19 protein-coding genes and 1 pseudogene are annotated in these 26,660 nt (G+C 67.1%); 9 read left to right on the top strand and 11 right to left on the bottom strand.

Going from position 1 to position 26,660, the window contains the following annotated elements:
- Positions 1-147: 147 nt before the first annotated feature.
- From ACIP21_RS20830 to ACIP21_RS20850, 5 genes are all read left to right on the top strand, one after another.
- Positions 148-3,543 carry an Ig-like domain-containing protein gene (locus ACIP21_RS20830; protein WP_400691452.1) on the top strand — a complete coding sequence of 1,132 codons (3,396 nt, stop codon included), beginning with the start codon at positions 148-150 and terminating at the stop codon, positions 3,541-3,543.
- A 62-nt stretch (positions 3,544-3,605) separates the two neighbouring features.
- The gene (locus ACIP21_RS20835; protein WP_400691454.1) at positions 3,606-4,592 is read left to right on the top strand and encodes an SCO family protein; all 987 of its coding nucleotides are present in this window, start codon (positions 3,606-3,608) and stop codon (positions 4,590-4,592) included.
- Positions 4,593-4,672: 80 nt separating this feature from the next.
- Positions 4,673-7,000 carry a putative bifunctional diguanylate cyclase/phosphodiesterase gene (locus ACIP21_RS20840; protein ID WP_400691457.1) on the top strand — a complete coding sequence of 776 codons (2,328 nt, stop codon included), beginning with the start codon at positions 4,673-4,675 and terminating at the stop codon, positions 6,998-7,000.
- The gene (locus tag ACIP21_RS20845) at positions 6,988-7,860 is read left to right on the top strand and encodes a phosphate/phosphite/phosphonate ABC transporter substrate-binding protein (protein WP_400691460.1); all 873 of its coding nucleotides are present in this window, start codon (positions 6,988-6,990) and stop codon (positions 7,858-7,860) included. The genes ACIP21_RS20840 and ACIP21_RS20845 overlap by 13 nt, the downstream gene beginning before the upstream one ends.
- A 157-nt stretch (positions 7,861-8,017) precedes the next feature.
- Positions 8,018-8,968: a site-specific integrase gene (locus ACIP21_RS20850; protein ID WP_400691463.1), complete on the top strand. Its 951-nt coding sequence runs from the start codon at positions 8,018-8,020 to the stop codon at positions 8,966-8,968.
- Here ACIP21_RS20850 and ACIP21_RS20855 read toward each other — a convergent pair.
- Together ACIP21_RS20855 and ACIP21_RS20860 are read right to left on the bottom strand one after the other, a co-directional pair.
- Positions 8,958-10,058: an SMP-30/gluconolactonase/LRE family protein gene (locus tag ACIP21_RS20855; RefSeq protein WP_400691669.1), complete on the bottom strand. Its 1,101-nt coding sequence runs from the start codon at positions 10,056-10,058 to the stop codon at positions 8,958-8,960. The two genes, ACIP21_RS20850 and ACIP21_RS20855, sit on opposite strands and share 11 nt — an antisense overlap.
- Positions 10,035-10,682: pseudogene (locus tag ACIP21_RS20860) on the bottom strand (SDR family NAD(P)-dependent oxidoreductase); the annotation flags it as partial. The pseudogene ACIP21_RS20860 and the gene ACIP21_RS20855, both read right to left, overlap by 24 nt.
- Positions 10,683-10,955: 273 nt before the next feature.
- Between ACIP21_RS20860 and ACIP21_RS20865 the strand changes: the two are divergent.
- A complete protein-coding gene (locus ACIP21_RS20865; protein ID WP_400691466.1) occupies positions 10,956-11,927 on the top strand; it encodes a LysR family transcriptional regulator in 972 nt (323 codons plus the stop codon).
- Here ACIP21_RS20865 and asnB read toward each other — a convergent pair.
- The 7 genes from asnB to ACIP21_RS20900 are packed head-to-tail and all read right to left on the bottom strand — an operon-like array spanning position 11,916 to position 19,852.
- A complete protein-coding gene (gene asnB, locus ACIP21_RS20870; RefSeq protein WP_400691469.1) occupies positions 11,916-13,751 on the bottom strand; it encodes an asparagine synthase (glutamine-hydrolyzing) in 1,836 nt (611 codons plus the stop codon). The genes ACIP21_RS20865 and asnB overlap by 12 nt on opposite strands.
- A gap of 10 nt (positions 13,752-13,761) precedes the next feature.
- On the bottom strand, positions 13,762-15,147 hold the full coding sequence (locus ACIP21_RS20875; protein ID WP_400691471.1) for an amidase family protein: 1,386 nt from the start codon (positions 15,145-15,147) through the stop codon (positions 13,762-13,764).
- The gene (locus ACIP21_RS20880; protein WP_400691474.1) at positions 15,134-16,129 is read right to left on the bottom strand and encodes an AMP-binding protein; all 996 of its coding nucleotides are present in this window, start codon (positions 16,127-16,129) and stop codon (positions 15,134-15,136) included. The genes ACIP21_RS20875 and ACIP21_RS20880 overlap by 14 nt, the downstream gene beginning before the upstream one ends.
- Positions 16,126-16,410: an acyl carrier protein gene (locus ACIP21_RS20885; protein WP_400691476.1), complete on the bottom strand. Its 285-nt coding sequence runs from the start codon at positions 16,408-16,410 to the stop codon at positions 16,126-16,128. The genes ACIP21_RS20880 and ACIP21_RS20885 overlap by 4 nt, the downstream gene beginning before the upstream one ends.
- Complete coding sequence (locus ACIP21_RS20890) at positions 16,407-16,814, bottom strand: hypothetical protein (protein WP_400691477.1); 408 nt, start codon at positions 16,812-16,814, stop codon at positions 16,407-16,409. Before ACIP21_RS20890 ends, ACIP21_RS20885 begins: the two co-directional genes overlap by 4 nt.
- Positions 16,815-16,823: 9 nt before the next feature.
- Positions 16,824-18,539, bottom strand: a complete 1,716-nt coding sequence (locus ACIP21_RS20895) for a prenyltransferase/squalene oxidase repeat-containing protein (protein ID WP_400691479.1) — start codon at positions 18,537-18,539, stop codon at positions 16,824-16,826.
- Complete coding sequence (locus ACIP21_RS20900) at positions 18,536-19,852, bottom strand: phenylacetate--CoA ligase family protein (RefSeq protein WP_400691481.1); 1,317 nt, start codon at positions 19,850-19,852, stop codon at positions 18,536-18,538. Before ACIP21_RS20900 ends, ACIP21_RS20895 begins: the two co-directional genes overlap by 4 nt.
- Before the next feature lie 295 nt (positions 19,853-20,147).
- Between ACIP21_RS20900 and ACIP21_RS20905 the strand changes: the two genes are divergently transcribed.
- The gene (locus tag ACIP21_RS20905) at positions 20,148-21,524 is read left to right on the top strand and encodes a 3-deoxy-7-phosphoheptulonate synthase class II (protein ID WP_400691484.1); all 1,377 of its coding nucleotides are present in this window, start codon (positions 20,148-20,150) and stop codon (positions 21,522-21,524) included.
- Positions 21,525-21,554: 30 nt separating this feature from the next.
- Positions 21,555-22,757: an MFS transporter gene (locus ACIP21_RS20910; protein ID WP_400691487.1), complete on the top strand. Its 1,203-nt coding sequence runs from the start codon at positions 21,555-21,557 to the stop codon at positions 22,755-22,757.
- Here ACIP21_RS20910 and ACIP21_RS20915 read toward each other — a convergent pair.
- Both ACIP21_RS20915 and ACIP21_RS20920 read right to left on the bottom strand, forming a co-directional pair.
- Positions 22,754-23,890 (bottom strand): glycerate kinase, encoded by a 1,137-nt coding sequence (locus ACIP21_RS20915; protein WP_400691489.1) that lies wholly within the window; start codon positions 23,888-23,890, stop codon positions 22,754-22,756. The genes ACIP21_RS20910 and ACIP21_RS20915 overlap by 4 nt on opposite strands.
- A gap of 110 nt (positions 23,891-24,000) precedes the next feature.
- Positions 24,001-25,098 carry a sugar diacid recognition domain-containing protein gene (locus tag ACIP21_RS20920; RefSeq protein ID WP_400691492.1) on the bottom strand — a complete coding sequence of 366 codons (1,098 nt, stop codon included), beginning with the start codon at positions 25,096-25,098 and terminating at the stop codon, positions 24,001-24,003.
- 161 nt (positions 25,099-25,259) lie between these two features.
- Here ACIP21_RS20920 and ACIP21_RS20925 point away from each other — a divergent pair, with 161 nt between their 5' ends.
- Positions 25,260-26,588, top strand: coding sequence for an MFS transporter (locus tag ACIP21_RS20925; protein WP_400691495.1), 1,329 nt, complete (start codon positions 25,260-25,262; stop codon positions 26,586-26,588).
- Positions 26,589-26,660 lie beyond the last annotated feature (72 nt).

Genomic DNA, 26,660 nt, shown 5'->3' on the forward strand with positions numbered 1-26,660 from the left:
ATTTAGCGCGCCTCAGGCGCCACAAGGATTTGTTTAACAAAGCATTACTGAAACATCTGTTGGCACATCCATTGCTCCGGCCGTTCCACCCAGGCACAACGCCATTGATGGCCCCTAGCCATTTAGCCGCGAGCGAGGCACCCGGCAATGAAAACATCTGCCATGACCCACCCCAACCGCCCTGCCTTCACCCTGTCCGCCGTGACCGCGCTGATGCTCAGCCTCGGGCTGATCTCAGCCATGGCCTCTTCCCTCGATGACGTGAGCCAGCCACCGCCGACGGACCCTTCGCACTTCGACGACCAGCCGGCAGACCCCAACCCGGCCCTGCTCAACCTGTTCAACCTGCCCGAGGCCAACGAGGGTTCGCTGGAACTGAAGGACGGGGTGTTCGGCGACCGGTCGACCAACCGTGTCGACAACGTGCTGCCCCCGGCGCTGCAGACCTCACGCAATTACCCTACCAATGGCAAGCCGAGCCCGTTGTTCGGTGCCCAGCCCTTCACCCAGCAATTGCTGCTGTTCGAAGAATTCGGCCCGGAGAAGCTCGACCCCAGCCTGCCGCCTCCGGCGCTGACCTTCCCGGTGCCGACATTGGGCGCCGAACCGGCCCAGGACCCTGACAATGTCGCCCGCAGCGGCCCGAGCGGCAATGCCCTGGAGGCCTTCCTCAAGCAACCGGGGCTTTACCCGTTCCCCACGCAGTACGCCAACACCCTGGACCGCAACCCCTGGAAGGCGCAGATCGAGATGTTCCTGAACCGCAACTCGGTGGGCTCGCCCGCCGAAGGCCGGCCACCAGGAAAGGGCTGGTCGCATCAGCGCTGGAACGAGTTCTATCCCCAGGCCGCGTTCAAGACCGCACAAGCCGGCGCGCGCATCAACCAGGGGCTGCGTGACCGCAAGCAGTTGCACAACTATGCCGTGGGCGAATTCGCCCCGGGCGGGCTGTACTACCAGACCTCTGACATCCCGACCACGCTCGGCACCACCAAGGGCATCGACACCCGCTTCCACCCGAACATGCCGCTGCAGAACCACAAGTCGCTGTGGACCTTCGACGGTACCTTCCCGGCCAAGCTGCTGATGGTGCGCTATGGCCAGCCGGTGCTGATGCGCCACTACAACGCGTTGCCGATCGACCCGGCGGCCAACGCCGGTTTTGGCCTGCACACCATCTCCACCCACGAGCACAACGGCCACTCGCCAGCCGAGAGCGACGGCTTCGCCAACGCCTATTTCTTCCCTGGCCAGTACTACGACTACCGCTGGCCGATCCAACTGGCCGGCTACGACACCATCAACACCCGTGCCGAGGACCCGCGCGCCGCCTTCCCGTGCTCGCCTGGCGAAACCCTGTTCGTCAACGACGCCAACCCAGGCCTGAAAACCTGCGACAACGGCAGCATCAAGATTCGCGGCGACTGGCACGAAACCATGAGCACCCACTGGTTCCACGACCACATGATGGATTTCACGGCGCAGAACGTCTACAAGGGCAACGCCGTGATGATGAACTACTACAGCGCCCTCGACCGCGGTAACGAAGCGCTGCAGGACGGCGTCAACCTGCGCTTCCCCAGCGGCACTGGCATGCCCTGGGGCAACCGTGACTACGACGTCAACTTGCTGATCGCCGACAAGGCCTGGGATCAGAACGGCCAGCTGTGGTTCAACCCGTTCAACACCGACGGCTTCCTCGGTGACCAGATCCTGGTCAACTGGCAGTACCAGCCCAAGCTCAAGGTGCGCGCGCGCAGCTACCGCTTCCGCATCCTCAACGGCTCGGTGTCGCGCTACTTCAAGTTTGCCGTGGTGCGTGAGATCGCCGGCAACGGCGGCGAGTTCAAGGGCCCGTCCGGCTCCAACGTGTCGTATGCGCGGGTGCCGTTCCACATGATCGGCAACGACGGCAACATCATGGAACACGCCGTGCCGTTCGACGGCACCATGGACCTCAATGGCGACGGCAAGCTCGATGACAACAACGGCATCATGCCGTTGCAGGGCATCGCCGAGCGCTACGACATCATCGTCAACTTCGCCAAGAACGGGATCAAGGTTGGCGACAAGCTGTACTTCGTCAACCTCATGGAGCACGACACCGGCAAAGGCCCGAAACAGGTCATTTCGCTGGCCGACGTGCTGTCGGAGAAGTACAAGGCGGTGATCAAGCAGACCAGCAAGGGGCCGGAGTGGGACAAAGGCGACCCGGTCGTCGGCAAGTTCCTGCAACTGATCGTGCAACCTTACAGCGGCCAGGACGTCAGCATGGACCCGAGCGCCTACGAGCCGGCCAAGCCAGGCAAGGCCGAAGGCCTCAAGATGATCCCGCTGACGATCGATCGCACTGCGGCCGCCGACCAGGAGAAAATCAAGAAGGCCCGCCACCGCGAGTTCATCTTCGGGCGCTCCGACGGCACCGACTCCACCCCGTGGACCATCAAGACCGACGGCGGCTTTGGCTACAGCATGGACCCACGCCGCATCAGCGCCGCGCCCCAGCTGGCCAGCGAAGCGACCCAGGGCGGTTTCAGCGGTGACGGCACCCTGGAAGTGTGGAAGATCAAGAATGGCGGCAACGGCTGGAGCCACCCGGTGCACGTGCACTTCGAGGAAGGCGTGATCCTCAGCCGTGATGGCAAGGCACCGCCGGAATGGGAAAAATGGGCGCGCAAGGATGTCTACCGCATCGGCCCGGACGCCGACTCCTCGGGCGAGGTGGAAATGGCCATCCGCTTCCGTGAGTTCGCCGGTACCTACATGGAGCACTGCCACAACACCCAGCACGAAGACTCGTCGATGCTGCTGCGCTGGGACATCGAACACCCAGGGCAATTCCAGGTGATGCCGACCCCGCTGCCAGGCTGGGATGGCGTGCAGTACATGGCCTCGGTCGGCCTGCCGACCTTCCGCACCGCCAGCAGCAACAGCGGCCAGGACCCGGCCAACAAGCCACCGGTGGCCAACAACGACAGTGCCGCGACCACGGCGGGCAAAGCCATCGTGCTCAATGTGCTGGCCAATGACACCGACCCCGAAGGCAACCTGCCGTTGACCGTCAAGGACCTGAGCCAGCCAGACTCCGGCAAGGGCACGACCAGCACCGATGGCAGTAGCGTGACCTACACCCCGCCGGCCACCGTCGACACGCCCTTCACCGCCAGCTTCAACTACACCGCGCGTGACGCCAAGGGTGCCGACTCGCTGACCCCGGCCACGGTGAGCATCGCCGTGAGCCCGGCGGCGGCCATGGACGACATCCAGGTCAGCAGTGCCGTGGTCCAGGTGCGCAGTGGCAACCGCTACACCTGGGACCTGTCCGGCACCACCTCGGTGGCCACCGGCAACAGCATCACGGTCACCGCAGCCACCACCAGCGGGCCGGTGAACCTGGGCACGGCGACCTTGAGCGCTGCCTCCAGCGGAGCGCGCTGGCGGTTGTCGGTGACCACCACCGGCGGCACGCTGGCGACACCGGCGACAGTGACCGTGCGCTCGTCCCTGGGGCAAAGCGTGACCGTGCCGGTCAGCGTCAAGTGATCGACTGTTGAAAACGGGGCCGCCATGCGGCCCCCATCACAGCAAACCCGAGGAATGACATCATGGCCTGGTCATGGCGTGTCCTGCTTGCACTGTGCATGTTCGCCGCCGGCCTGCACTACTGGCCGATCAAACCGGCGCAATCGGCCCAAGCCAGCGGGTCCGGCACCCCCTGGGGCGCCGACTACTTCCCCAACACACCACTGGTGACCCAGGACGGCGAAAAGGTGCGCTTCTTCGACGACCTGATCAAGGACAAGGTGGTCGCCATCAACTTCATCTTCACCGGCTGCTCCGACTCCTGCCCGGTGGAAACCGCGCGCCTGCGCCAGGTACAGAAGATCCTCGGCGACCGTGTCGGCAAGGACATCTTCCTCTACTCCATCAGCATCGACCCGTACAACGACACCCCGGCCACCCTCAAGCGCTACGCCGAGAAGTTCAACATCGGCCCCGGCTGGACCCTGCTCACCGGCGAGCCTGCCGACATCGAGCAACTGCGCCGGCGCCTGGGCCTGTACATCGATGGCCTGGAGAACGGCCGCTCCAAGGACCACAACCTGAGCCTGATCATCGGCAACCAGGCCACCGGCCGCTGGATGAAGGCCTCGCCCTTCGAAAGCCCGTACATCCTCGCCGACCGCCTGGGCAACAGCCTGCACAACTGGAAGCAGGCCACCGCCATGGCCAACGACTACGCCAATGCCCCCGAAATCCGCCCGCCGAGCAGCGGCGAGCAGATTTTCCGTACCCGCTGCTCGTCCTGCCACACCGTGGGCAACCGCGAGCCTGGGCAACCTGGCATCGGCCCGGACCTGCTGGGCGTCACCCGCCAGCGCGAGGCCAGCTGGCTCAATCGCTGGCTGCGTGAGCCGGACCAGATGCTGGCGGAAAAAGACCCGCTCGCCACCCTGCTGTATGAGCAATACAACCGCCTGGCCATGCCCAACATGCGTCTCGGCGATGAAGAGGTCGGCGCGCTGATCAGCTACCTGGAAGAAGAAACTGCGCGCCAGCAGGCCCCCCTTGCAGATCGGGGAAAACCTTAGCGGCACATCGCCACCAGTCATTAGGCTGTCATCTCCCTGTCGTATTTTCGACCTTCACCCCACGGTCGGGAATACCCGCAGTGATCCGCCGTTCTCTGTCCTCCGCAGGCCTGCTGCGCCTGTTGATCCTGATGCTCTGTGCCGCCACCCTGGCCTTTCTCTGGGGGCTGTACTTCACCCAGAAGGCCGCCTCGCGCCAGGATGCGCTGGCGGCCAAGGCCGGCGAACACCTGAACCTGGCCAGCATCGTCGGCGAAAGCCTGCGCCAGCTGGTGGACCGCGCCCAGGCCGTCGGCCGTGTCACCCAGGACGACATGAAAGCCTTGCGCCAGGGCAGCTTCAGCCTGGCCCGCCTGCTGGCCGAAGACCCCGTGTTCAAGCGCATGAGCCTGTACGACCGCCAGGGCCGACTGCTGTCGTCCAGCCATGCGGACGAGGCCGCGCAACTGCCCGCCGACTGGCTGCAACAGCTCAAGGTGCATGTCGCCCACTACGGTTTCAAACCGTTCCTGCCCCGCGTTGCGCCCGACACCGCGCCATCGGCCATACCCAACTGGCGCCTGCCGTTCCTGTTGCCGCTCACCGACCTGCAAGGCCGCCAGATCGACAACATCCTCGTGGTGCAGCTGGACATCGGCTACCTGGCGGTGCTGTTCCAGCACATCGACCTGGGCGACAGCGGCTTGGTGCGCCTGCTCCAGGCCGATGGCCAGGAGCGCCTGCGCATCGACACCAGCGGCGTGGTGGTGGCCGGCGACAGCCTGGAGCCGGCCCTGGGCGATGCCGGCAGCGAAGCCGGGCAACTGACCCAGTATGCCGCCGGCAACGCTTACCAGAGCCTGTACCGGCGCGTCGCCGAGCGTGGCTTCAGCGTCGTGGTGAGCCAACGCCACGCTGAAATTCTCGCCCCTTCGCTGCTGGCCTACTCGCGCCAGTTCTGGCTCAACCTGAGCATGACCCTGATGATCCTCGCCAGCCTGGCCTGGACCTTGCGCCTGCTGCGCAAGCGCCAGGAAGCGTTCAGCGCCCTGGAGCATGCGCAGCAGGTCAACCAGCAACTGATCGGCCGCCTCGAAGACGAGCACCGGCGCAGCAGCCACGCCGCCGCCACCGACCACCTCAGCGGCCTGCACAACCGCCGCCAGTTCGTCGAGGTGGCCGGGCAGGCACTGACCCGCCAGCGCGGCAAGCGCAGGTTGATGGCCATCCTGTTCATCGACATGGACCGCTTCAAGTCGATCAACGATTCGCTCGGGCACAAGATCGGCGACCTGCTGCTGCAGGCCGTGGCCGGGCGTATCCAGCGCCTGCTGGAGCCAGGCGACGAGGCCTCGCGGTTCGGCGGCGATGAATTCGTGGTGCTGCTGGCGGGCGAGCGCAGCGAGGAACAGATCAACAGCTGGGTGCGCGGCCTGGTGCAGAAGCTGTCGGCCACCTATGCCCTCGACGGCCAGGAGGTCAACACCAGCCCGAGCGTCGGCGTCAGCATCTGCCCGCGCGATGGCCAGGACATCGACAGCCTGATCCGCAGCGCCGACGCTGCGATGTATTCGGCCAAGCAGGCCGGGCGCGCCCAGTACCGCTTCTTCGACCCGTCGCTGAACCTTGCCGACATCCAGGCCTTCACCCTCGAACAGGCGTTCGGCAGCGCCCTGACGGAACGCCAGTTCGTGCTCCACTACCAGCCGCAGATCCGCCTCGACAGCCAGCGCGTGCTCGGCTACGAAGCGCTGGTGCGTTGGGACCATCCGCAATTCGGGCTGCTCTACCCCGACCGCTTCATCGGCCTGGCCGAGCGCAGCGGCTTCATCGTCGAACTGGGTTGGGAAGTGCTGCGCCTGGCCTGCGAGGAACTGGCCCGCTGGGATGCCCAGGGCCGTGACACGCGCCTGGCGGTGAACGTGTCGGCGCTGCAGTTGCGCCAGGCCGACTTCAGCACCCGCCTGCTGGCCAAGCTGCACCTTTACGGCATCGCCCCGCAGCGGCTCGAGCTGGAAATCACCGAAACCACCATCCTCGACCCCGAAGGCGATGCCATCGAGCACCTGCATCGCCTGCGTGCGGCCGGCCTGGGCATCAGCCTGGACGACTTCGGCCGCGGCTACGCCGGCTTCGCCCACCTGCAGTCGCTGCCGCTGAGCAAGCTGAAGATCGACCGCTCGCTGATCGCGCCGCTGTCCAACAGCTACGACGACAGCCCGATCGTTTCCTCGACCATCATCCTGGCCAAGCGCCTGGGCCTGGAAGTGGTGGCCGAAGGCGTCGAGACCCGTGAGCAGGTGGTGTGCCTGAAGCTCGCCGGCTGCGATATCGCCCAGGGCTACTACTTCAGCCGGCCCCTGTCGCCGGGGCAGTTGCTGGAATATCCCCCCTTCAACGGTATCGAGGAAAAGCCATGCGTGCACTGAAGCTGCTGGCCGGGCTGCTGCTGGCCCAGTTGCTGGCCGGCAGCGCGCTGGCCGACTGCACGCCGCGCAGCCTGCGCCTGGCGGTGATCCCGATCAAGAGCAACGAGGAGATGGTCCGCGAACACCAGGCACTGCTGCAGCGCCTGAGCCAGGCCGCCGGCGTACCGGTGGAACTGGTGATCGCCGCCTCCTATGAAGCCGTTGTCGATGCCGTCGTCTCCGGCGGTGCCGACATCGCCCGCCTGGGCCCTGCGTCCTATGTGCTGGCCCACCGCCGTGACCCAGGCATCGAACCGTTCGCCACCTTCACCTTGAGCGCCGGGCCCTTCACGCCGGCGGGCAGCCATTACCATTCGTTGCTGCTGGCCCGTAGCGATACCAGCGCTGACCTCGATGCGCTGCGGGGCAAGCGGGTGGCCTTGAGCGACCCGGCCAGCACGTCCGGCAGCCTGGTGCCCAGCGTCGAGTTCCCGTCCGAGGTCGGCACGCCGTTGCCGCAGTTCTTTGGCTCGCTGGTCTATGCCGGGACCCATGACAAGGCGCTGGAAGCCTTGCTCGACGGACGCGTCGAGGCTGCCTTCGTCGCCAGCGAGCGGGTCGACGCCTACCTGGCCCGGCATGCCCTGGCGCCGGCCACGCTCAAGGTGCTGTGGCGTTCGCGGCCGATCCAATACGACCCGTATGTGTTCAGTGCCAGCCTGTGCCCGGCCTTGAAGCAGCGTATCCGCCAGGCGATGCTCGACGACCCCGAGGCATTGACGGGCTTCGTCGCCTCCCAGGATGCCAGCGGGCTGGTGCCGGTGAGCCAGGCCGACTATGACCCGCTGCAGAAAATGATGGATGCTGCTTTGCCCCGCTGACCTGCACCGGCCCCTTCGCGGGCAAGCCCGCTCCCACAGGGTCTCTGAATTCTGAGCCGAGTGCAGTATCTGTGGGAGCGGGTTTACCCGCGAAAGGGCCGGGACAGGCCAACCCTTTAGCGGTATGGTGTCGCCATCAGCAACCGGCCCCACCACCATGACCGACATCGAGCGCTACGTCCGCGCCGCCACCCGCGACAACACCCGGCGCAGCTACCAGGCGGCCATCGAGCACTTCGAGGCGCACTGGGGCGGGTTCCTGCCGGCCACCGCCGAGAGCATCGCCCGCTACCTCGCCGAGCATGCCGAGCAGCACGCCGTCAGCACCTTGCGCCAGCGCCTGGCGGCCCTCAGCCAGTGGCATGTCAGCCAGGGCTTTCCCGACCCGACCAAGGCCCCGCTGGTGCGCCAGGTGCTGCGCGGCATCCGCACCCTGCACCCGACCCCACCGAAGCAGGCCGCACCGTTATTGCTGCAACACCTGCAGCACGCCGTAGAACAGTTCGAGGAGGAAGCCCGCCAGGCCCGCGAATGCCACGACCTGCCTGCCCTGCGCCGGGCCCGGCGGGATGCCGCCCTGCTGTTGCTGGGGTTCTGGCGGGGTTTTCGCGGCGATGAACTGGCGCGCCTGCGCGTCGAGCATATCCAGGCTGAAGCGGGCGTCGGCATCAGCCTGTTCCTGCCACGCAGCAAGGGCGACCGCGACGCCATCGGCGTGCAGCACCGCACCCCGGCGCTCAAGGCGCTGTGCCCGGTCAGCGCCTACCTGCAATGGATCGAGGTGGCCGGCATCGCCCATGGCCCGGTGTTTCGCAAGCTCGACCGCTGGGGCAACCTGGGCGAGGCAGCGCTCAACAGCAACAGCCTGATCGGCCTGTTGCGGCGCATGCTGGAACGCGCCGGGGTGCCTGCGGCCCTGTACACCGGCCACTCCCTGCGCCGGGGCTTCGCCACCTGGGCCACGGCCAACGGCTGGGAGCTGAAATCGCTGATGAGCTACGTCGGCTGGAAGGATGCCAAGTCGGCGCTGCGCTACATCGACGCGGCGCAGCGCTTCGGCGAGCTGGCCGTGTTACCGGCCAGCCAGGCGCAGACGCTCATTCCTTGAAGGCGTATCGGGCAATGCCTGCCACTTCCGGGCGAATCATGTACAGGTCGCCGGCGTCCGGGAAGTGCCGCAGCTCGGCCGGCGACATGCCGACGCGCGCCGTGGTGATGTACAGCGTGTCGAGGTTTTCGCCGCCGAAGCAGCAGCTGGTCGGGCGCGGTACCGGCATCATCACCTGATCGGTCAGGTGCCCGTTGCGGTCGAAGCGCAGCAGGCAACTGCCGTTGAACTGGCAGACCCACAGGCCGCCTTCGCGGTCCAGGGCGATGCCGTCCGGGCGCCCCAGCTCGGCCGGCGTCTCGGCGAACAGCGTGGGCTCTTCCAGTCGCCCTTCTTCCAGGTACTCGGCGCGGTAGATCGCACGCTCGACCGAATCGACGAAGAACACTGTCTTGCCATCCGCCGACCAGGCCAGGCCGTTGGGCAGCGCCAGGCCGTCGTGGATCACCTCGTCGTGCAGCTCGGCATCGAAGCGGAACAGGGCCCCGGTCTTGCCGCTCGGCCCTTCGTCCATCAGGCCGGTGACGAAGCGCCCCTGGGGGTCGCAGGCGCCGTCGTTGAAGCGGTAGCTGGAGCGATGGTGCACCGGCACCGAATACTGCCGGACCTTGCCCGGGCCGACGTCGAGCATGGCGACGCTGGCGTCCTCGGTGAAGATCAGGTTGCCGTGCTCGGTCAGTGCCAGCGCGCCGATGCGCGCGGCAGACTCGTAGAGACGCTCCACCTCGCCCTCGGCGGACAGGCGGTTGATCCGCCCACCGGTGATATCGACGAAGTACAAGGTGCCGCTCTGTGCATCCCAGACCGGGCTCTCGCCGAGGTCGGCGCGGGTGTTGGCAATCTTCACCGGCACGTAGTTGCATTCCTTGATGCGGCTCCAGCGCTCGGCCACCTCGGCCAGGCTGGACGCCTCGACCCGGGCAAGGTCGCGCGGGTAGCGGACCCCACTGTTCTCGCTGAAGCGCGTGGCGGTGAACTGGCCGTTGCTGGCGCGCAGGATGTACCCGGTGTCGCGGCACAGGGCGCTGGCCAGGTACAACACCCCCGGCGTCACCCATTCGGCCTTGAGTTCCTCCGGTGGCTGGGTCACGCCCCACATGCGGGTCTTGGCGACCGGCGAGATGGCGTTGACCAGGATGCCGTGTTCCTGCCCTTCCATGCTCAACGCGTTCATGATCCCGACCTGGGCCATCTTGCCCGCCGAGTAGGCCACCAGGCCCGGCTGTGCATAGCGCTGGTACATGGCACGGTCCGAGGTGGTCAGGACGATGCGCGCCGCGGGGGACTGCTTGAGGTACTTCCAGGCATGCTTGGCCAGCCACACCGGCGCATGCACGCTGATGCCCAGGGCGCGCTCGAGAAAGGCCTGCTCCTGGCTCTCGATGCCCTGGTAATCGACCCAGCCGGCATTGTGGATGAGGATGTCCAGCGCACCGAAATGCTCGATGGCCAGCTCCACCAGCTGGCGGCAGCCCTCTTCGTTGTCCAGTTGGCCGGTGTGGGCGACCACGCTGTAGCCACGGGCCTGCATGGCTTGCAGCGCGGTATTGGCGGCGTTCGGGTCTTGCCCTTCGCCCGCGCGGTCAGTGCCCAGGTCGCTGATCACCAGGTGCGCGCCGCGCTCGGCCAGGGCCATGGCGTAGTCCAGGCCAAGGCCTTGGGCGGCGCCGGTGACGATGGCGACTCTGCCCTTGAATGGGTCTGTAATTGGCATTGTAGAGCCCTTCCGATTCTCCTTTTTTTACGATAACAATAAAAAAATCAATGACTTAATATTAAAAGCATGCAACTTTGATATCTGTTGGATATCACTTCCCGGCCACTGCCTGCCGATGTGCCTCAGCCAACCCCCATGAAGCCCCACAGAAGGCATGTGCCGCTGGGGGCTTTGTCGCCGCGATGCCACCTCGTATGATGGCCGCCTTGCGCGGTCGGCCGCCGGAGAACGCCCTCCCGGCGCCAGTTCGACTCGATGAAGGAACGTAGAATGATCGAGACACGTTTGCTCAGGCAGTTCATCGCCGTGGCCGAGGAGCTGCACTTTCACAAGGCAGCCATTCGCCTGCACATGGCACAGCCGCCCCTGAGCCAGGCGATCAACCGACTCGAGGAAAAGCTCGGCTTCAGCCTGTTCCTGCGCAACAAGCGCGGGGTCAAGCTCACGGCTGCCGGCATGGCGTTCCTGGAAACCGCCTACCGCACCCTGAAGGAGCTGGAACAGGGCATCGAGTACGCGCGCAACGTTTCCGAAGGCATCTGCGGCAAGCTGACCATCACCGCCATTTCCATCGCCTACTACGAATCGCTGCTCAACACCCTGAAGAAATTTCGCGAAATCTATCCGAACGTGCGCCTGACCATCCGGGAAATGCCGTCGGCGTCCCAGGCCAAGGCACTGATGGCCGGTGAAGCGGACATCGGCTTCATGCGCAAGCTGCCGATGCCACCGGACACCATCGAGTCGCGCCTGCTGCTCAACGAGCAGATCGTCATGGCCCTGCCGGCGACCCATGCCAGGGCCCAGCAGAAGATGGTCGACCTGCGCGACTTTGCCGAGGAAGACTTCGTCTTCACCCCCCAGGCACTGGGCAGTGGCTACCACAGCCAGCTGATCGCCCTGTGCGAGTCGGCGGGTTTCTACCCCAAGGTGGTCCAGGAAGCGGCGCAGATCCATACCCTGATCGGCCTGGTGGCCTGTGGTTTCGGCGTGGCCCTGGTGCCGGAGTCGATCGCCTACTCCACCTTGCGCGAGCGCGTGCAGTTCCGCCCGATCCGGCCGATCAAGGACCAGCCCACGCCGACCATGGGCCTGTACATGAACTGGAACCTGCAGAATGCCTCGCCGGCCCTGGGCAGTTTCATTTCCATGCTCGACCTCGGCGCGCCACGGCGCTTCGCCGATACCATCCAGAATCCGGTGATCCTGGATGGCAGCGATCAGCGCGAGCTACAGCGCTAGGCGGTAGTCGCGCAGCCAGGCTTCCAGCGCCAGGGCCGTCTCCAGGTTGTTGCGCCGCAACTGCGAGTTGAAGTACCCCTCAGGCTGGCGCAGCTCGCTGGCCAGGCGCCCGCGGTCGATGACCTGGAACACCGGGCTGCCGCCATCGGCGAGCAACAGCCGCGCACGCTCACGCAGGAACAGCTCGTAGGCTAGGTTGGCCGAGGTCGGGTACGGGCTCTTGCGCCGTTGCAGCACCGCCGGCGGCAGGATGTCCGCGCAGGCCTGCTTGAGCAGCCACTTTTCCTCGCCATCCTTGCCCTTGATCGCCCAGGGTACGTTGTACACGTATTCCACCAGTCGATGGTCGGTGAACGGCACGCGTACTTCCAGGCTGGCGGCCATGCTCAGGCGGTCCTTGCGGTCGAGCAGGATCGGCAGCCAGCGCTGCAGGTGCATGTGGCACAGCTCGCGCATGCGCCGCTCCTGCGGGCTGTCGCCGGGCAGGTGCTCGACACTGTCCAGGGCCTGGTGATAGCAGCTGTCCTGGTAGCTGCCGAAATCGCACAAGCGGTTGAACTCGGGGTTGATCAGCGCCGGCTGCAACAGCTGCATGCGCGACAACCAGGGGAAGCGCTGGGCGGCGATGGCCTCGGGGTCGCGGAACCAGGCGTAGCCGCCGAACACCTCGTCCGCCGCCTCGCCGGAGATGGCCACCGTGGAATGCCCGCGGATCGCCTTGAACAGCAGGTACAACGAGGTGTCCACGTCGCCGAAGGTGGCCGCCGAGTCGTTGGCCCGATATACCGCCAGGCGCGCAGGGTCGGCCACCAGCTCGCGGTTGTCGATGAGGATGGTCTGGTGACGGCTGCCGATGTACTCGGCCGCGGCCAGTGCATAGGGCTGGTCGCGCTCGGGGCGGAACGCGTCGGCCTGGAACTGCTCGGCCTGGCCGACGAAGTCCACCGAGAACGAGTTGACCGTACCGCCCTGCTCCGCCCGCAGGCGCTGCTGGGCCATGGCGGTGAGGAGGGTCGAATCCAGCCCGCCGGAGAGCAGCGAGCACACCGGCACATCGGCGTGCAGTTGCTCACCCAGGGCGTGTTCCAGCAGCGCGCGAGTACGCGCCACGGTGCCATGCAGGTCATCCTGATGCTCGCGACGCTGCAACTGCCAGTAGCGGGTGATTTTCGGCTGGCCGCTGGGGCGCCACGACAGCCGGTGCCCCGGCGGCAGCTCGCTGATGCCCTGCAGGGCCGTGCGGGTGGTGCCGCGCGAAAGGCTCAAGGCATCCACCAGGCCGACCACATCCAGCGCGCGGCTGAACGTAGGGTGGGCGAGGATGGCCTTGATCTCCGAGCCGAACAGCAGGCCCTGCTGGTGCCGGGCGTAGTACAGCGGCTTGACCCCAAGGCGGTCGCGCACCAGCAGGAAGTGGCCATCGCGCGTGTCGAACACGGCGAAGGCGAACATGCCGCTGAGGTGCTCGCTGCACTGCTCGCCCCACTCCAGGTAGGCATGCAGCACTACCTCGGTGTCGCTGCGGGTCTGGAACTGATGCCCCTTCAGGCGCAGCTGCTCGCGCAGGGCATCGTGGTTGTAGACCTCGCCGGTGTACACCAGGGTGACCTCTGCGCCACCTGCGCAGCGAAAGGTCATCGGTTGCACGCCGCCGGTGAGGTCGATGATCGCCAGCCGGCGATGGCCCAGCAGTGCATGCCGGTACTGCCAGTGGCCACTGGCATCCGGGCCGCGCAGGGCCAGGGTGTCGCTCATGGCACCCAGCGCCGTACCGGCCTGGGTGAGGTCGCGGGTGTAGTCCACCCAGCCTGTGATTCCGCACATGGTCGGCTCCTTACACCTGCAGGCGACGGGTAGGCAGCAGGCCGGTGACGGCTTGCAGGCGCTTGGCGATGTCCAGCAGCTGCCGCTCGCTGTCGCGCCGGCCCATGATCTGCAGCGCCAGCGGGGCCTTGCCATCGGCGCTGAGGCAAATCGGTACGGTGATCGCCGGCAGGCCGCTGAAGCTGGCCAGCGGGGTGAAGCTGATCTTCTGCGCATAACCCTCGTCGGCCGGCGACGGGATGGTCGAATCACCGGGCTGCGGGTTGCGGCGGTCGAACGGGCGGTTGGGGTCCATGGGGAATACCACGAAGTCCACCCCGGCCGAGTCGAACCAGGCATCGATGCCGTCACGCACAGTGTCCATGCGCTGGTGGATACGCTGGTACTCCGCCTCGCCGACGCCCTCGCCCACCGCCAAGGCGCTCAGGGTCGACCAGTGCAGCTCGCAGTCGAAACGGCGCATCCAGGCCTGGGAGGCCAGCCAGGCGTCACGCGCGCACAGCTGCCAGGCGTCGCCACGGCAGGCCCACAGGTCAGGCATGCTCACCTCGCCGGCGTGCATGCCCAGGTCGGCCAACGCGGTGCGTGCCTGGCCGAGCATGTCGAGCATCGCCGGGCTGGTCAGGCCGGGGTCGAGCGCATGCTCGAGGACAGCCACCTGGTAACGCTCCTTGAGCGGCTGCTGGTGGCCCAGCAGCGCGTCGAGGCCGAGCAGCGGCAACAGCAGGTCGAGGTCATCGGCGCTGCGGGTCACCCAGCCCAGGGCATCCATGCGCGGCGACAGCGGGAACACGCCGGCCAGGCTTTCGGCCTTGTGGGTCATGCGCAGGCCGACCATGCCGCAGTGCGATGCCGGCCAGCGCACCGAACCGAGCACATCGGTGCCGAGCGAGATGTCGCACAGGCCGGCGGCCACCGACACGGCCGAGCCGGTGCTGGAACCCGAGGGGTCGATGGTGGGGAAATGCGGGTTGCGACACCCGGCGCCAAAGGCGATGTTCAGCTCGGTGGTGGCGACCTTGGCGGTGAGCGCGATGCGCGGGTCGAGGAAGGTCAGTGCAGCGGCGCTGCGCTGCGGATAGTGACGGTAGCTGCGCAGGCCCAGGCGCGTCGGCAGGCCGGCGACGTCGACGGTGTCCTTGACGCCTAGGCGGTACCACGGCGCGTCGGCCGCACGGGTGCTGGTCAGGCAGCGGTAGTGGCTGTCGGCGTGCACCTGCCAGCCCGCATACTCGACGGCCCAGTCGGCGGCCAGTGCCGGGTTGCGCTCCAGCAGCTGGTGACGCTTGCGCAGGCCGAGGCCGAGGTATTCCGGCTGCTCGCGGCCGCTGCCGGCATCGGCGCCGCAGCTGGCGAGGTACTGGGCAATGGTGTCCTGGGTGTTAACGTGGGTCATGGGTGTATTCCTTGACAGAAGTGATGGCCGCCCACGGTTGGGGCTTGCCGGTGGCAGATAACGGCAGGTCGGCGACGCGGCGCACCGCGACCGGCCGTGGATGCCCGGGGGGCAGTTGCTGGCAGGCGTCGAGCACGGCGCGCTCGCTCAGCGTCGGGGAACTGAACAGCACCTCGAAGGCTTCGCCGCGCAGGGCGTCGCGCACGGCGACGCAGGCCAGGGTCGGGCAGGCCAGGCGCTGGCCGAGGTCGTTGGCCAGGCGCGCCAGGTCCAGGCGCAGGCCATTGACCTTGATCAGGCTGCTGGCCCGGCCCAGCCACTGGAAACGCCGTAGGTCCAGCGGCAATACCTGGTCATCGCAGTGGTGGTTGGCCGCAGGCCTTGGCTGGCCCTGTTCCCGGGCAATGCGCGGGCTGGCCACGGCCAGGGCGCCGGCCTGGCCGACCGGGGTAAGCAAGGTGACGTCGTCGAGCAGGGTCCAGGGCTGGTCGGCCTGGCTTTGCGCGTCCAGCTCGCGGAACGCCATGGCCCCGGTTTCGGTGGCGCCGAGCAGCTCGACGAAACGCACCCGGGCGCCGGCGTGCCGCTGCACGGTGGCCAGGGCGTCCGGCGGCAGCAAGGAGGCGCTGTGCACCACCAGTACCGAGCGCTGCCCCGACCATTTCGCCAGCAGCGCCGGCAGCAGGCGCCAGGTGCTGGCAATGGCGAGGATCACGCACGGCCCCTGGCCATCGAAGGCCGGCAGGCGCTGCTGCTCCAGGGAACAGGCCTGCAGCCTGGCGTTCATGACCTGGGCGCCTACCGCACCGAGGATCATCCCGTAGCTGTGGGCCACCGGCGCGAAGCTGAAGATGTCCTGCACATCAGGCGCCCAACGGCCCAGGATCAGCGCCGCCTCGCGCTCCATCTGAGCCTGGCTGCGCAGCCACTGACGCGGCGCACCGGTGGAACCGGAGGTTGCGAAACGCTGCTCGGCGCTCACTCGGCGCACTCCAGGGTCCGTTGGTCTTCGAGCTTCTCGCCGACGAACTGCTCCAGCCTGGCCAGGGTCTCGAACCAGAAGCGCACGTCGTCGCTCAGGTAGTCCACCTCGAATTCGAAGCAACCTTCGATGGCGGTGATCACCTCGACGGCCATCAGGCTGTCGAAGCGTTCACCGAGAAAGTCCCGGAAACTGGCGTTCTTGTCGATGGCAGTCACCTCCTCGCCCAGCAGTTGGCCGAGGGTGTGACGGATGCGTTGTTCAATGCTGAGGTCGCTCACGAGCCGGTTTTTCCTTGTGGGTTGGCAGCGTTGGTCAAGTCCGGCCCGGCACTGAAGTACACGTGTTCGGGCTGGATCGGGTCGAATTGCAGGTAGATGAAGGCATTCGGGTACTGCGCGTGCAGGCACTGCCGTAGCCCTGAAGCCAGCGCCTCATGGGCCTGCCGGTCACGGGCCGCCGACAAGGTGACGCGCACATGGAACTGCGCTGGCAGGCCCTCGCGGTCGGCGGTGGGCAGGGGCATGCCGGCACTGAACACGCAGCCCTCTGGCAGAGGCTTGAAGAACACCATGCAGTGGGCGCTCTCGGCGCCCAGGGCCTTGAGCTGGCGGGTTAAGGCCAGGGCCAGGCGTTTGCGCGCCAGCGGTTGCAGCGGCGCGCAGGAAACATCGAGGGTCGGCATTGACGCTCCTCAGGAAAGTTGCAGGCTGGGCAGGCGCTGACGCCGGCCCGCGGCAAAGGCTTCGAGCAGCCGCCCCAGGCAGGCCGACAAGCCATCCACCCCTTGCAGGAACAGCGGCGACCAGGCGTGGCCCGCCGCACCGCGCACCTTGTCGAGGAAGAAACGCAGGTGCCCCAGGTCCACCGGCAAGCCGAGATCGGCGGCCAGCGCCACGGCCTGGTAGGTGCTGAGCAGGTCGGGAATGCGCTGGCCCTGGTTGGCGAAACCGCCCTGGCGGACCTTGTGCGCCGCAAGCAACTGGGCGACTTCGCCGCGCACCTCATGCCCGACATGGGCCAGGCAGCCCAGGGCCTGCAGCCCGGCACGCAACGAGCATTCGCCACGTGGGAAGGAGGCGAAGCCCTGGGCTTGGCGGCAACTCAGCACATAGCCTTCGAGGGCCGCCAGGTCGACCTCGCCGTCATCCTTCAAGTGACGCAGGATCGAAACGGCCGAGGCCGTGGACACCATGTCCGAACCGCGCCCTTCCCAGAAACCGAAGCCGCCATCGGGGTTCTGCAGCGCAGCCAGCCAGCGGCCGATCGCCTTGCGCGGTTGCGGCTGACCAGCGAACGCACCCGCCGCCAGCCCCCAGTTGGTGCAACGTACCTCGGCGCCACGCCCGGGCATGTACATGATCCCCGGCTCGTTGGGCATCTGGCAGCCTTCGATCCACTGCAGCGCCTGGGCCTGGCGGGCAGGCGTCAGCTCGCCGCCGAGCAGCGCAGCAGCGGTACTCAGCACGTCCGCTGCGGTGTCGGCCCGGCGATAGGTATAACCCCCCTGGGGCATGGCCAAGGTGCCGATGTAGGCCGCCACCTCGTCGGCCAGGTGCGCCACCGGCTCCCCGAGCGCCTTGAGCGAGCCCACGGCGCAGAACGCCGCCCAGACATCCTCGCCGTCGTAGCCGGCCCAGCGCACGAAGGCGCCGCTGGGCCCGCGCAGGCCATCGATCCAGTCGGCACAGCGCTGGCGGCCAAGGGGTTGCGCCTGCAAGGCAGCAAGGCTGGCAGTGGCGCGGTAGGTCGCCCACAGGCAAGGCACCTGCGCCGCCTCGCTGAAACGGAAGCCGCCGCAGTCCAGCTGCTGTGCCTGCAACCAGCCGACCAGCCGCGGCATATCCCAACGCGGCGCGGGCAGCCCCTGGCGAATCAGGGCACGCGCTGCCATCACGCCGTAGAAACAGGCGCGGGTATCGGACACGTCGCGCCGGGCGAAGTCGGCGGACCAGCTCAGGCCGCCGTTGGCGCACTGCAATCCGTCGAGCCAGGTGTACAGCGGTTCGACGTCCCGTGCCCGCCCCTGGCACACCTCGATCAGGGTGCGCAGGGCATAGTGACTGGCCCAGGCATCGGCGGTCTGGCCCGGGCACATGGCATAGGCATGACCATCGAACAAGGTATGCAGCCAGGCTGCGGTCTCTTCCCGCCCGTCGACCGCGACGCCCAGGTCGTCGAGGGTTTCGGTGCAGTAGAAGGTGGCCCAGGCATCCGAGGGCATGCCTTTGCTCCAGGCAAAACCCCCGTCTCGGTTGCGGCGTGACTGGATATAGGCCTGCAGACCGGGAACGTCGACGCCATCGAGGCGCTCGACCCAGGCCAGGCTGCGGACTGCGGCATAGGTGCACCAGAGGTCCGGCTGGCCATTGCCCAGGCCCTGCCCGGCAGGGAAACGTGGCGGGGTCATGGCTGCCCCCCGACGAAACGCAGGTTGGTCTTCTTCCAGCTCTTCTGCGAGGCGCCGCTCTTGTTCAGCGCCGACAGGTTGTTGACGAACAGCACGCGGCTCCAGCGCAGGCCCATGGATTGCTCGGAGCGCGCAAGGAGATGGGCCTGCAATTGTGCTTCCTGGGTACTGTCCCAGTTGACGTCACGCTCGAGGATCAACGCGGCGCTGTCGTTTTGCCGATCGACCTCGATCACGTAGCCGGTGGCGTCACAGCTGCCGTACACCACTTCTTCCACGGCGCGGATCTCCAGGTCGACCCCGGCCACCCTGATGCTGTCGCTGTCGCGACCGTTGATCAGCAGGGTCGGGCTGGCCCGCCCAGGCGCCCAGGGCGCGGTGATGGTCACGCTGTCGCCGGTGTCCAGGCGCAGCAGCGGCCGGGCATACAGGTTCAGCGGCGTCACCACCAGGCGGCCGGTGAGGCCTTCGGCCGGGGTCACCAGCCGGCCGTCGGGCAACAACAGTTCGAAGTAATTGGTGGCCGTGGCCAGGCGCATCTGCTGGTCGTCGCCGACGGCGGCCAGGGTGCCGGTTTCGGTGCTGCCGTAGCTGGCGTCGAATACCTCGCACTGCCACCAACGCGCCAGGCGCTCGCGGAACGGCCGGGTATTGACCTCGCCGAGCAACATGATCGCCTTCACCGAGCCGGCAAATGCCTGCAACAGCTCGCGCTGCTTCAGGTAGCGAGTCAGTTGCACCAGCACCCCCGGCGCAATGAACAGCACCGTCGGCCGGTAGTTGTCGAAGGTCTTGCACACCCGCTCCCAGTCGGTGATACCCGTGGTGAACGGATACAACCGCACGTGGGAAACATCCAGGTATTCGCAGACGTTGGCGATCAGGTCACCCACCGGCACGATGTCCGACGGCATCAGGTTGGCCACCCGCGCCCCGGGGCGCAGCACCGAGCGCCAGTGGCTGGCGACGCTGACCGCGTTCCAGATGATGTCCTCTTTCAACCGGGGAGTGGGCGTGGGTTCGCCCGTGGTGCCGGTGGTGGCGTAGTACTTGGCGGCCTCGCCGAGTTCCACGGTGCAGAACTTCAGCGGTTGGCTTTTCAGCACTGACTTGGGTGTCAGCGGTAATGCCTTGAATGCCGAATAACGGTATTCACCGATATCGGCGTAGTGGGCACCGTGTTGCGCACGGGCCCAGACTGCCTGCAACTTGCGTTCATAAAATGCGGCGTCGGGAATGTGCCCCGCCTGAAGCTGAAGCTCGCGCTCCGCGTCCTTCAGCACGCCGTAATCCTGGTCGCTGTGAACTAACATCGACTCGCCCTCTCGAATAAGCAGCGCAGAGAATTGGCGAGGGCCGGTGCCAAGTAAAATACTTATTTGAAACCGCCTGTGATAGTTGCAAGGTATTAATCGGCGGCAGTGGCCGAACAATACGCACGCCAACGTAGGAACATTCAACTCATTACTAAGGAAATACTCCGTATTTACGGTGGGATATCAGACAAAGATATTTTTTGTATTTCCCAAGCCAGGGTCGCCCTGCGCACTATCGCCGCCACCTGCTCTTCGGGCAGAGCGAGCGACGACACCTCAGGAGAGACACACCATGCCGACCCCCACCGCCACCGCGCCGGATGCCCAGGCCCCCTGGACGATCGAGGGCTGGCGCCGCTGCCCTGCCCTCCAGCAACCGACCTACGACGACCCACTGGCGCTGCAACAGGCCCTCGCCACGCTCAGGCAACGCCCGGCCCTGGTGGGCGCCGAGCGCATCCTGCAGTTGCGCAACTTGTTGGCCGAGGCCCAGCAGGGGCGGCGTTTCGTGCTGCAACTCGGTGACTGCGCCGAGCGCTTCGCCGACAACGACCTGGCCCAGAGCAGCCGGCAGGTGGCACTGCTACAACAGATGAGCCAGGTGCTGATGCATGGCCTGCAATTGCCCATCGTGCAAATCGGCCGGCTGGCCGGGCAATATGCCAAGCCACGTTCCAGTGACCGGGAGAGCCATGGTGACGTGAGTCTGCCCGCGTATCGCGGTGATATCGTCAACCAACCGGACTTCACCCCCGAAGCCCGCCGCGCCGACCCCCGGCGCATGCTGCAGGCCCATGAACAGTCTGCCCAGACCCTCGACCACCTGCGCACGTTGCAGGCCGGTGGTATCGACAATCTGCTGCACCCCAGGCAGTGGCCGCTGGCCTGGCTCGACCAGGCCCAGGACCAGGCCCGCCTGCGCCCGCTGCTGGCGGAGGTGCACGGCACGCTGCGCTTCATGCGCACCCTGGCAGGCTCGCAACCCGGCGCCTTCCTGCACCGTGAAATGTACATCTCCCATGAGGCGCTGCTGCTGGAGTACGAGCAGGCGCTGACCCGACAACACGTCGACGGCCGCTGGTTCAACCTGTCCACGCACCTGCCCTGGATCGGCCTGCGCACCGCCCAGCCAGACGGCGCCCACGTCGAATACCTGCGCGGCCTGGCGAACCCGGTGGCAGTGAAAGTGGGGGCCGACACCGACCCACTGCAACTGCGCCGCCTGCTCGAACGGCTCAACCCGCACAACGAGCCAGGTCGCCTGACCCTCATCCATCGCATGGGGCCCCATCTGCAAGCGCGCCTGGGGCCGCTGATCGAGGCGGTCAAGGCCCAGGGTGCACGGGTGCTGTGGCTGTGCGACCCGATGCACGGCAACACCCGCACCCTGCCCTGCGGCACCAAGACCCGTGCCTTCGACGACATCCTCGGGGAAATCGCCAGCGCCTTCGCCGTGCATGCCCGGCATGGCTCCAGCCTTGGCGGGCTGCACCTGGAAGCCAGTGGCGACGCGGTCACCGAATGCCTTGGGGGCGCCGCCGGGCTGCAGCCTGCCGACCTTGGCCGGCGTTACCTGAGCCAGGTCGACCCGCGCCTGAATGGCGACCAGGCGATGGAGCTGGCGCTGCGGGTCAGCCTGGATGCCGGCGCCTGGCGACAGTGCTGCTGAACCCTGATATCACGGAAGATCAAGCCACCCATGCCTATCGTCATCTATGTGTTTTCCCTGTGTACCTTTACCTTCGGCCTGTCCGAGTTCGTCGTCGCCGGCCTGGTGTCGGCCATGGCCGTCGACCTCGGCAGCTCGACCACCGCCGTCGGCTCGGCGATCGCCGCCTATGCCCTGGGCGCCGCCATCGGTGCGCCGCTGCTGACGGCGCTGCTGCTCGGCTGGCGCGAGCGCAACGTCCTGGCGCTGACCTTGGCCGTGCTGGCGCTTGGCAGCCTGGCGTTCGCCTGGGTCGAGCAGCTCTGGGCGGTGAACCTGATCCGCTTGGTCATCGGCCTGGGCCATGGCGTGTTCATGGCGGTGGCGGCCGACGTGGCGGTCAAGCGGGTCGACGAGCCGCGCGCAGGGCGCGCCCTGGCGCTGGTATGGCTGGGCCTGACCCTGGCGCTGGCACTGGGCGTGCCGCTGGGCACCCTGCTGGGCAGCCTGTGGTCGTGGCGGGCGATTTTCGTCGCGCTGGGCGTGCTCGGGATACTCAGCCTGGTCGGCCTGCTCCACCTGATGCCAGCGCAGGCGCCACCGCCCCGGCCCGCAGGCGGGCGCCTGGCTGGCCTGACCGCGCTGATGCGGCGGCCGATCCTGGCCGCAGCGGGTATCGCCATGCTGGTCAGCGTGGCGACGTTTTCCTTCCTGACCTATGTTTCGCCCTTTCTGCTGCAAGTCACCCACGGTGGCGTGCGCCTGCTGAGCCTGGCCATGCTGATGTTCGGCGCGGCCACCTTGCTCGGCAACCTGCTGGCGGGCCAGGCCGCAGACCGCTTCGACACGGGCCGCTGCCTGACGGTGGCGTTGGTTGGGCTGGCCGCCAACCTGGGGCTGCTCCATGTCGGGCGCGAAATGCCCTGGGCGGTGATGCTGCTGGTAGGGGGGCTGGGCGCGCTGTTCTTCGCCATCGTCACCTTGTCGACCTTGCGCCTGATTGCCCTGGCCAAACAGTTGGCGCCCCAGGCGACGGGCGTTGCATCGGGGTTGAGTATTGCGGCGTTCAACCTGGGGACGGCGCTGGGGGGAGGTCTTGGCGGCTGGGTGATCGAGAGGATCGGCCTGGAATATCTGCCGTTGGCGGGGATGGGGGCTGCCTTGCTGGGGTTGGGGCTGCTGCGCAGCCCTTTCGCGACACAAGGCCGCTCCTGCATGTCGCGAAAGGGCCGCAACGCGGCACCAAGGACCTAAGCCTTGGCGCAGCGCCAGACCCGAGCGATGTCGCTGGCCCGCTCCTGCAGCAGCTGCCCGGCGTTGGCACAGGCCTGCTCCAGGGTCATCGGGCCGCTGGCCAGGGCAAAGGCGGCATCGATGCCATGGGCATACAGCTGCTGATAGCCCTCACCCAGGGTGCCGGCCAGCACCACCACCGGCACGCCATGGCGCTTGGCGACCCGCGCCACGCCCATCGGCGTCTTGCCGCGCAGGGTCTGGGCGTCGAAGCGCCCTTCGCCGGTGATCACCAGGTCGGCGCCCTGTACCAGGGCATCCAGGCCGGCCAGCTCTGCCACGACCTCGACCCCCGGACGGAAACGCGCGCCCATGAACGCCTTGGCCGCGAAGCCCATGCCGCCGGCTGCCCCGCACCCGGGGAACTCGCGTACATCGTCACCCAGCAACTGCGCGCAGTGATCGGCGAAATGCCCCAGCGCCTGGTCAAGCGCCTGGACTTGCTCGGGGGTGGCGCCCTTCTGCGGGCCGAAGATCGCCGAAGCGCCATTGGGACCGCACAGCGGGTTGTCGACGTCCGCTGCCACCTCTACCTGCACTTCGGCCAGCCGCGGGTCCAGATCGCTGGCATCGATACGTGCCAGCCTGGCCAAGGCCAGGCCGCCTTCTTCCAGTGCTTGCCCATCGGCGTCCAGCAGGCGCAGGCCCAACGCCCGCAGCATGCCGCTGCCGCCGTCGTTGGTGGCGCTGCCGCCAATCGCCAGAACGATGCGTTTCGCCCCGGCGGCAAGCGCTGCGGCGATCAGCTCGCCGGTGCCCCAGGTGCTGCTGCGACAGGCATCGCGCTGGCCGCTCGGCACCAGCTGGATGCCGCTGGCCTGGGCCATCTCGATCACCGCCGTGCGGCTGTCGGCCAGCCAGCCCCAGCCAGCCTCGACGCCCTGCCCCAGCGGCCCGCGCACGGTCTGCCGGCGCAATTCGCCGTGGCTGGCGGCGAGGATCGCGTCCATGGTGCCTTCACCGCCATCGGCCATGGGGCACTCGACCAGTTCGGCACTCGGCAAGGCCTCGGCAAGGCCGCTGGCGATGGCGCGGGCGACGCCGGCAGCGTCGAGGCTGTCCTTGAACGAGTCGGGGGCGATGACGATCTTCATGGGGATTCTCCTGTCCAGATAAGCGGCATGCTGACAGCTGCGTGGCCAGGAGGCGTTAGTCGGATGCACAAAGGCCGGCCAAGGTTATTTGGGCAATTGCTTTGTCGCGCTCACGCGGGCGGCAGCAACTGCAAGCCCAGGTACAGCGTCAGCATGCCCTCCAGGCGCTGCGGGTCGACCTCGCCCAGCTCGGCGATGCGCTCCAGGCGGTAGCGCAGGCTGTTGCGGTGGATGCCCAGGGCATCGGCGCAAGCCTGGCTCTGGCCATCGTGGGCGCACCAGGCGCGCAGGGTCGCCAGCAACTGCCCACTGGCATCCCTGCTGCGCAGCCGCTGCAACGGCTCCAGCAGTTCATCCAGGGCGTCTTCGTTGCGGTGGCGCCAGAGCAAGGCCGGCAAGCGGTAGCGGCTCAGGCTCAGCAACTGCTCGCCGGGCAGCACCTCGCGGCCGTAGGCCAGCAGGTCGCGAACCCGCCGGTAACCTCGGCGCAGTTGTTCCAGGCTATGGGCGGCGGCGCCCATGGCCAGGCGCTCGACCTCCCAGCCGTGACGGCGCAGGCGCTCGATCAGCCGCGTTTCATCCAGCACCAGGCCGGCCGCGCGGCACCACAGCAGTGATTCGCGGGCTGGGCTGACGCACCAGCTTTCCGGGTAACGGCTCATCAACCAGGCGGCCAAGGTTTCGGCGGGCGGCCCGGCGCGCAGCTCGAACAGGCACGGAACCCGTGGCAGCTGTGGTTTGAGGCCCAACTGTTGCGCTTCGTCCAGCAGCCGCGTCGAATCGCCACTGCCGCCGAGCAACAAGGCCAGCAGGTCATCGCAACGCTGGCGTCGCCATTGCTGCTCGGCCTGCTGGTGGCGCTGGGCCAGGAGCATCTCGGCGGTCATGCGCACCAGCTCGCCATAGGTGCGCAACTGCTGCGGCTCGCCGGTCAGCCCGAGCACGCCAATCAACCGGCCGTCGTGCATCAACGGCAGATTGACCCCGGGCTGCACGCCCTTCAGGCACCTGGCCGCATCGCTATCGAGCTCGACCACACGGCCGTTGGCCAGAACCAGTTGCGCGCCTTCGTGGCGGGTGTTGATGCGTTCCGGCTCGCCACTGCCGAGAATCAGGCCCTGGCTGTCCATGACGTTGACGTTGCACGGCAGGATAGCCATCGCCCGGTCGACGATATCCTGTGCCAGGTCATGGTCCAGTTCGAACATTCAGCGATCCTTTATCAGCGGTTTTTGTACGGCGGCACAGCGCCCTGCAGGATAAGCTGTGCAAACGCACAAAGACAGCCACGTCACACTCCCCGAGACTCGTCAGGGCGAGCGCCGGCACAGGCGACGCGGCAATAAACATAACAACAGAGATCCCGATCATGGCACACAGCCCCGCCCCTGACCAAGGCACCGACACCACCCGCAACGCGCTGTACCGGCGCATCACCCTGCGGTTGATCCCGTTCATCTTCATCTGCTACCTGTTCAACTACCTGGACCGCGTCAACGTCGGCTTCGCCAAGCTGCAGATGCTCGACGCCCTGAAGTTCAGTGAAACCGTGTACGGCCTCGGCGCCGGCATCTTCTTCATCGGCTACGTGCTTTGCGGCCTGCCGAGCAACCTGGCGCTCAACCGCTTTGGCCCGCGGCGCTGGATCGCGGCGATGATGATCGCCTGGGGGAGCCTGTCGACCTGCCTGCTGTTCGTCACCACGCCCACCGAGTTCTACACCCTGCGCCTGCTGACCGGCGCTGCCGAAGCCGGTTTCTTCCCCGGTGTGGTGCTGTACCTCTCGCGCTGGTTCCCGGCTGACCGCCGCGGCCGCATCATGGCCCTGTTCATGTCGGCGATCCCGGTTTCGGGGCTGCTGGGCGGGCCGTTCTCCGGCTGGATCCTCGAGCACTTCGCCGCCGGCCAGCATGGCCTGGCCGGCTGGCAGTGGCTGTTCCTGATCCAGGGCCTGCCGACCGTTGTCCTGGGCGTACTGGCCATCAAGCTGCTCAGCGACGGCTACCAGAACGCCGCCTTCCTCAGCCCGGCCGAACGCCAGCTGATCGCCGCCGACCTCGCCGCCGATGCCGCCAGCAAGCCCGCAACCACCGGCGACAGCGTGCTGGCGGTGCTGACCAACCCGCTGATCTGGACCTTCGGTTTCGTCTACTTCTGCATCCAGAGCGGCGTGTACGCGATCAACTTCTGGCTGCCGTCGATCATCAAGAGCATGGGCTTCGACAACCCTCTGCTGATCGGCTGGCTGAGCGCCATCCCGTATTTGCTGGCCGGGGTGTTCATGATCCTCTGCGGGCGCTCGGCGGACCTGCGCAACGAACGCCGCTGGCACTTGGTGGTACCGATGCTGATGGGCGCTGTCGGCCTGCTGATCGCGGTCAACTTCGCCGGCACCCCGGCCCTGGCCATTCTCGGCCTGTCCATCGCCACCATGGGCGCCCTCACCGGCCTGCCGATGTTCTGGCCGATGCCGACCGCACTGCTGAGCGCCAGTGCAGCGGTGGCGGGCCTGGCGATCATCAACTCGGTGGGGCAGATGGCCGGGTTCCTCAGCCCGTACCTGGTGGGGTTCATCAAGGACCAGACGGGTTCGACCGATGCCGCGTTGTACTCGCTGGCAGCGTTGATCGTGCTGGGTAGCCTGGTGGCCCTGCGGGTTTCCCGGGCGAGTGCCTTGAGTACTGCACGGGCCAATTGAGCCATTCGCGGGTAAACCCGCTCCCACATATCCCGGTGGGAGCGGGCTTGCCCGCGAACAAGCCAGCACAAT

This window comes from Pseudomonas sp. NPDC089401 (assembly GCF_044749485.1).
Lineage (GTDB): Bacteria > Pseudomonadota > Gammaproteobacteria > Pseudomonadales > Pseudomonadaceae > Aquipseudomonas.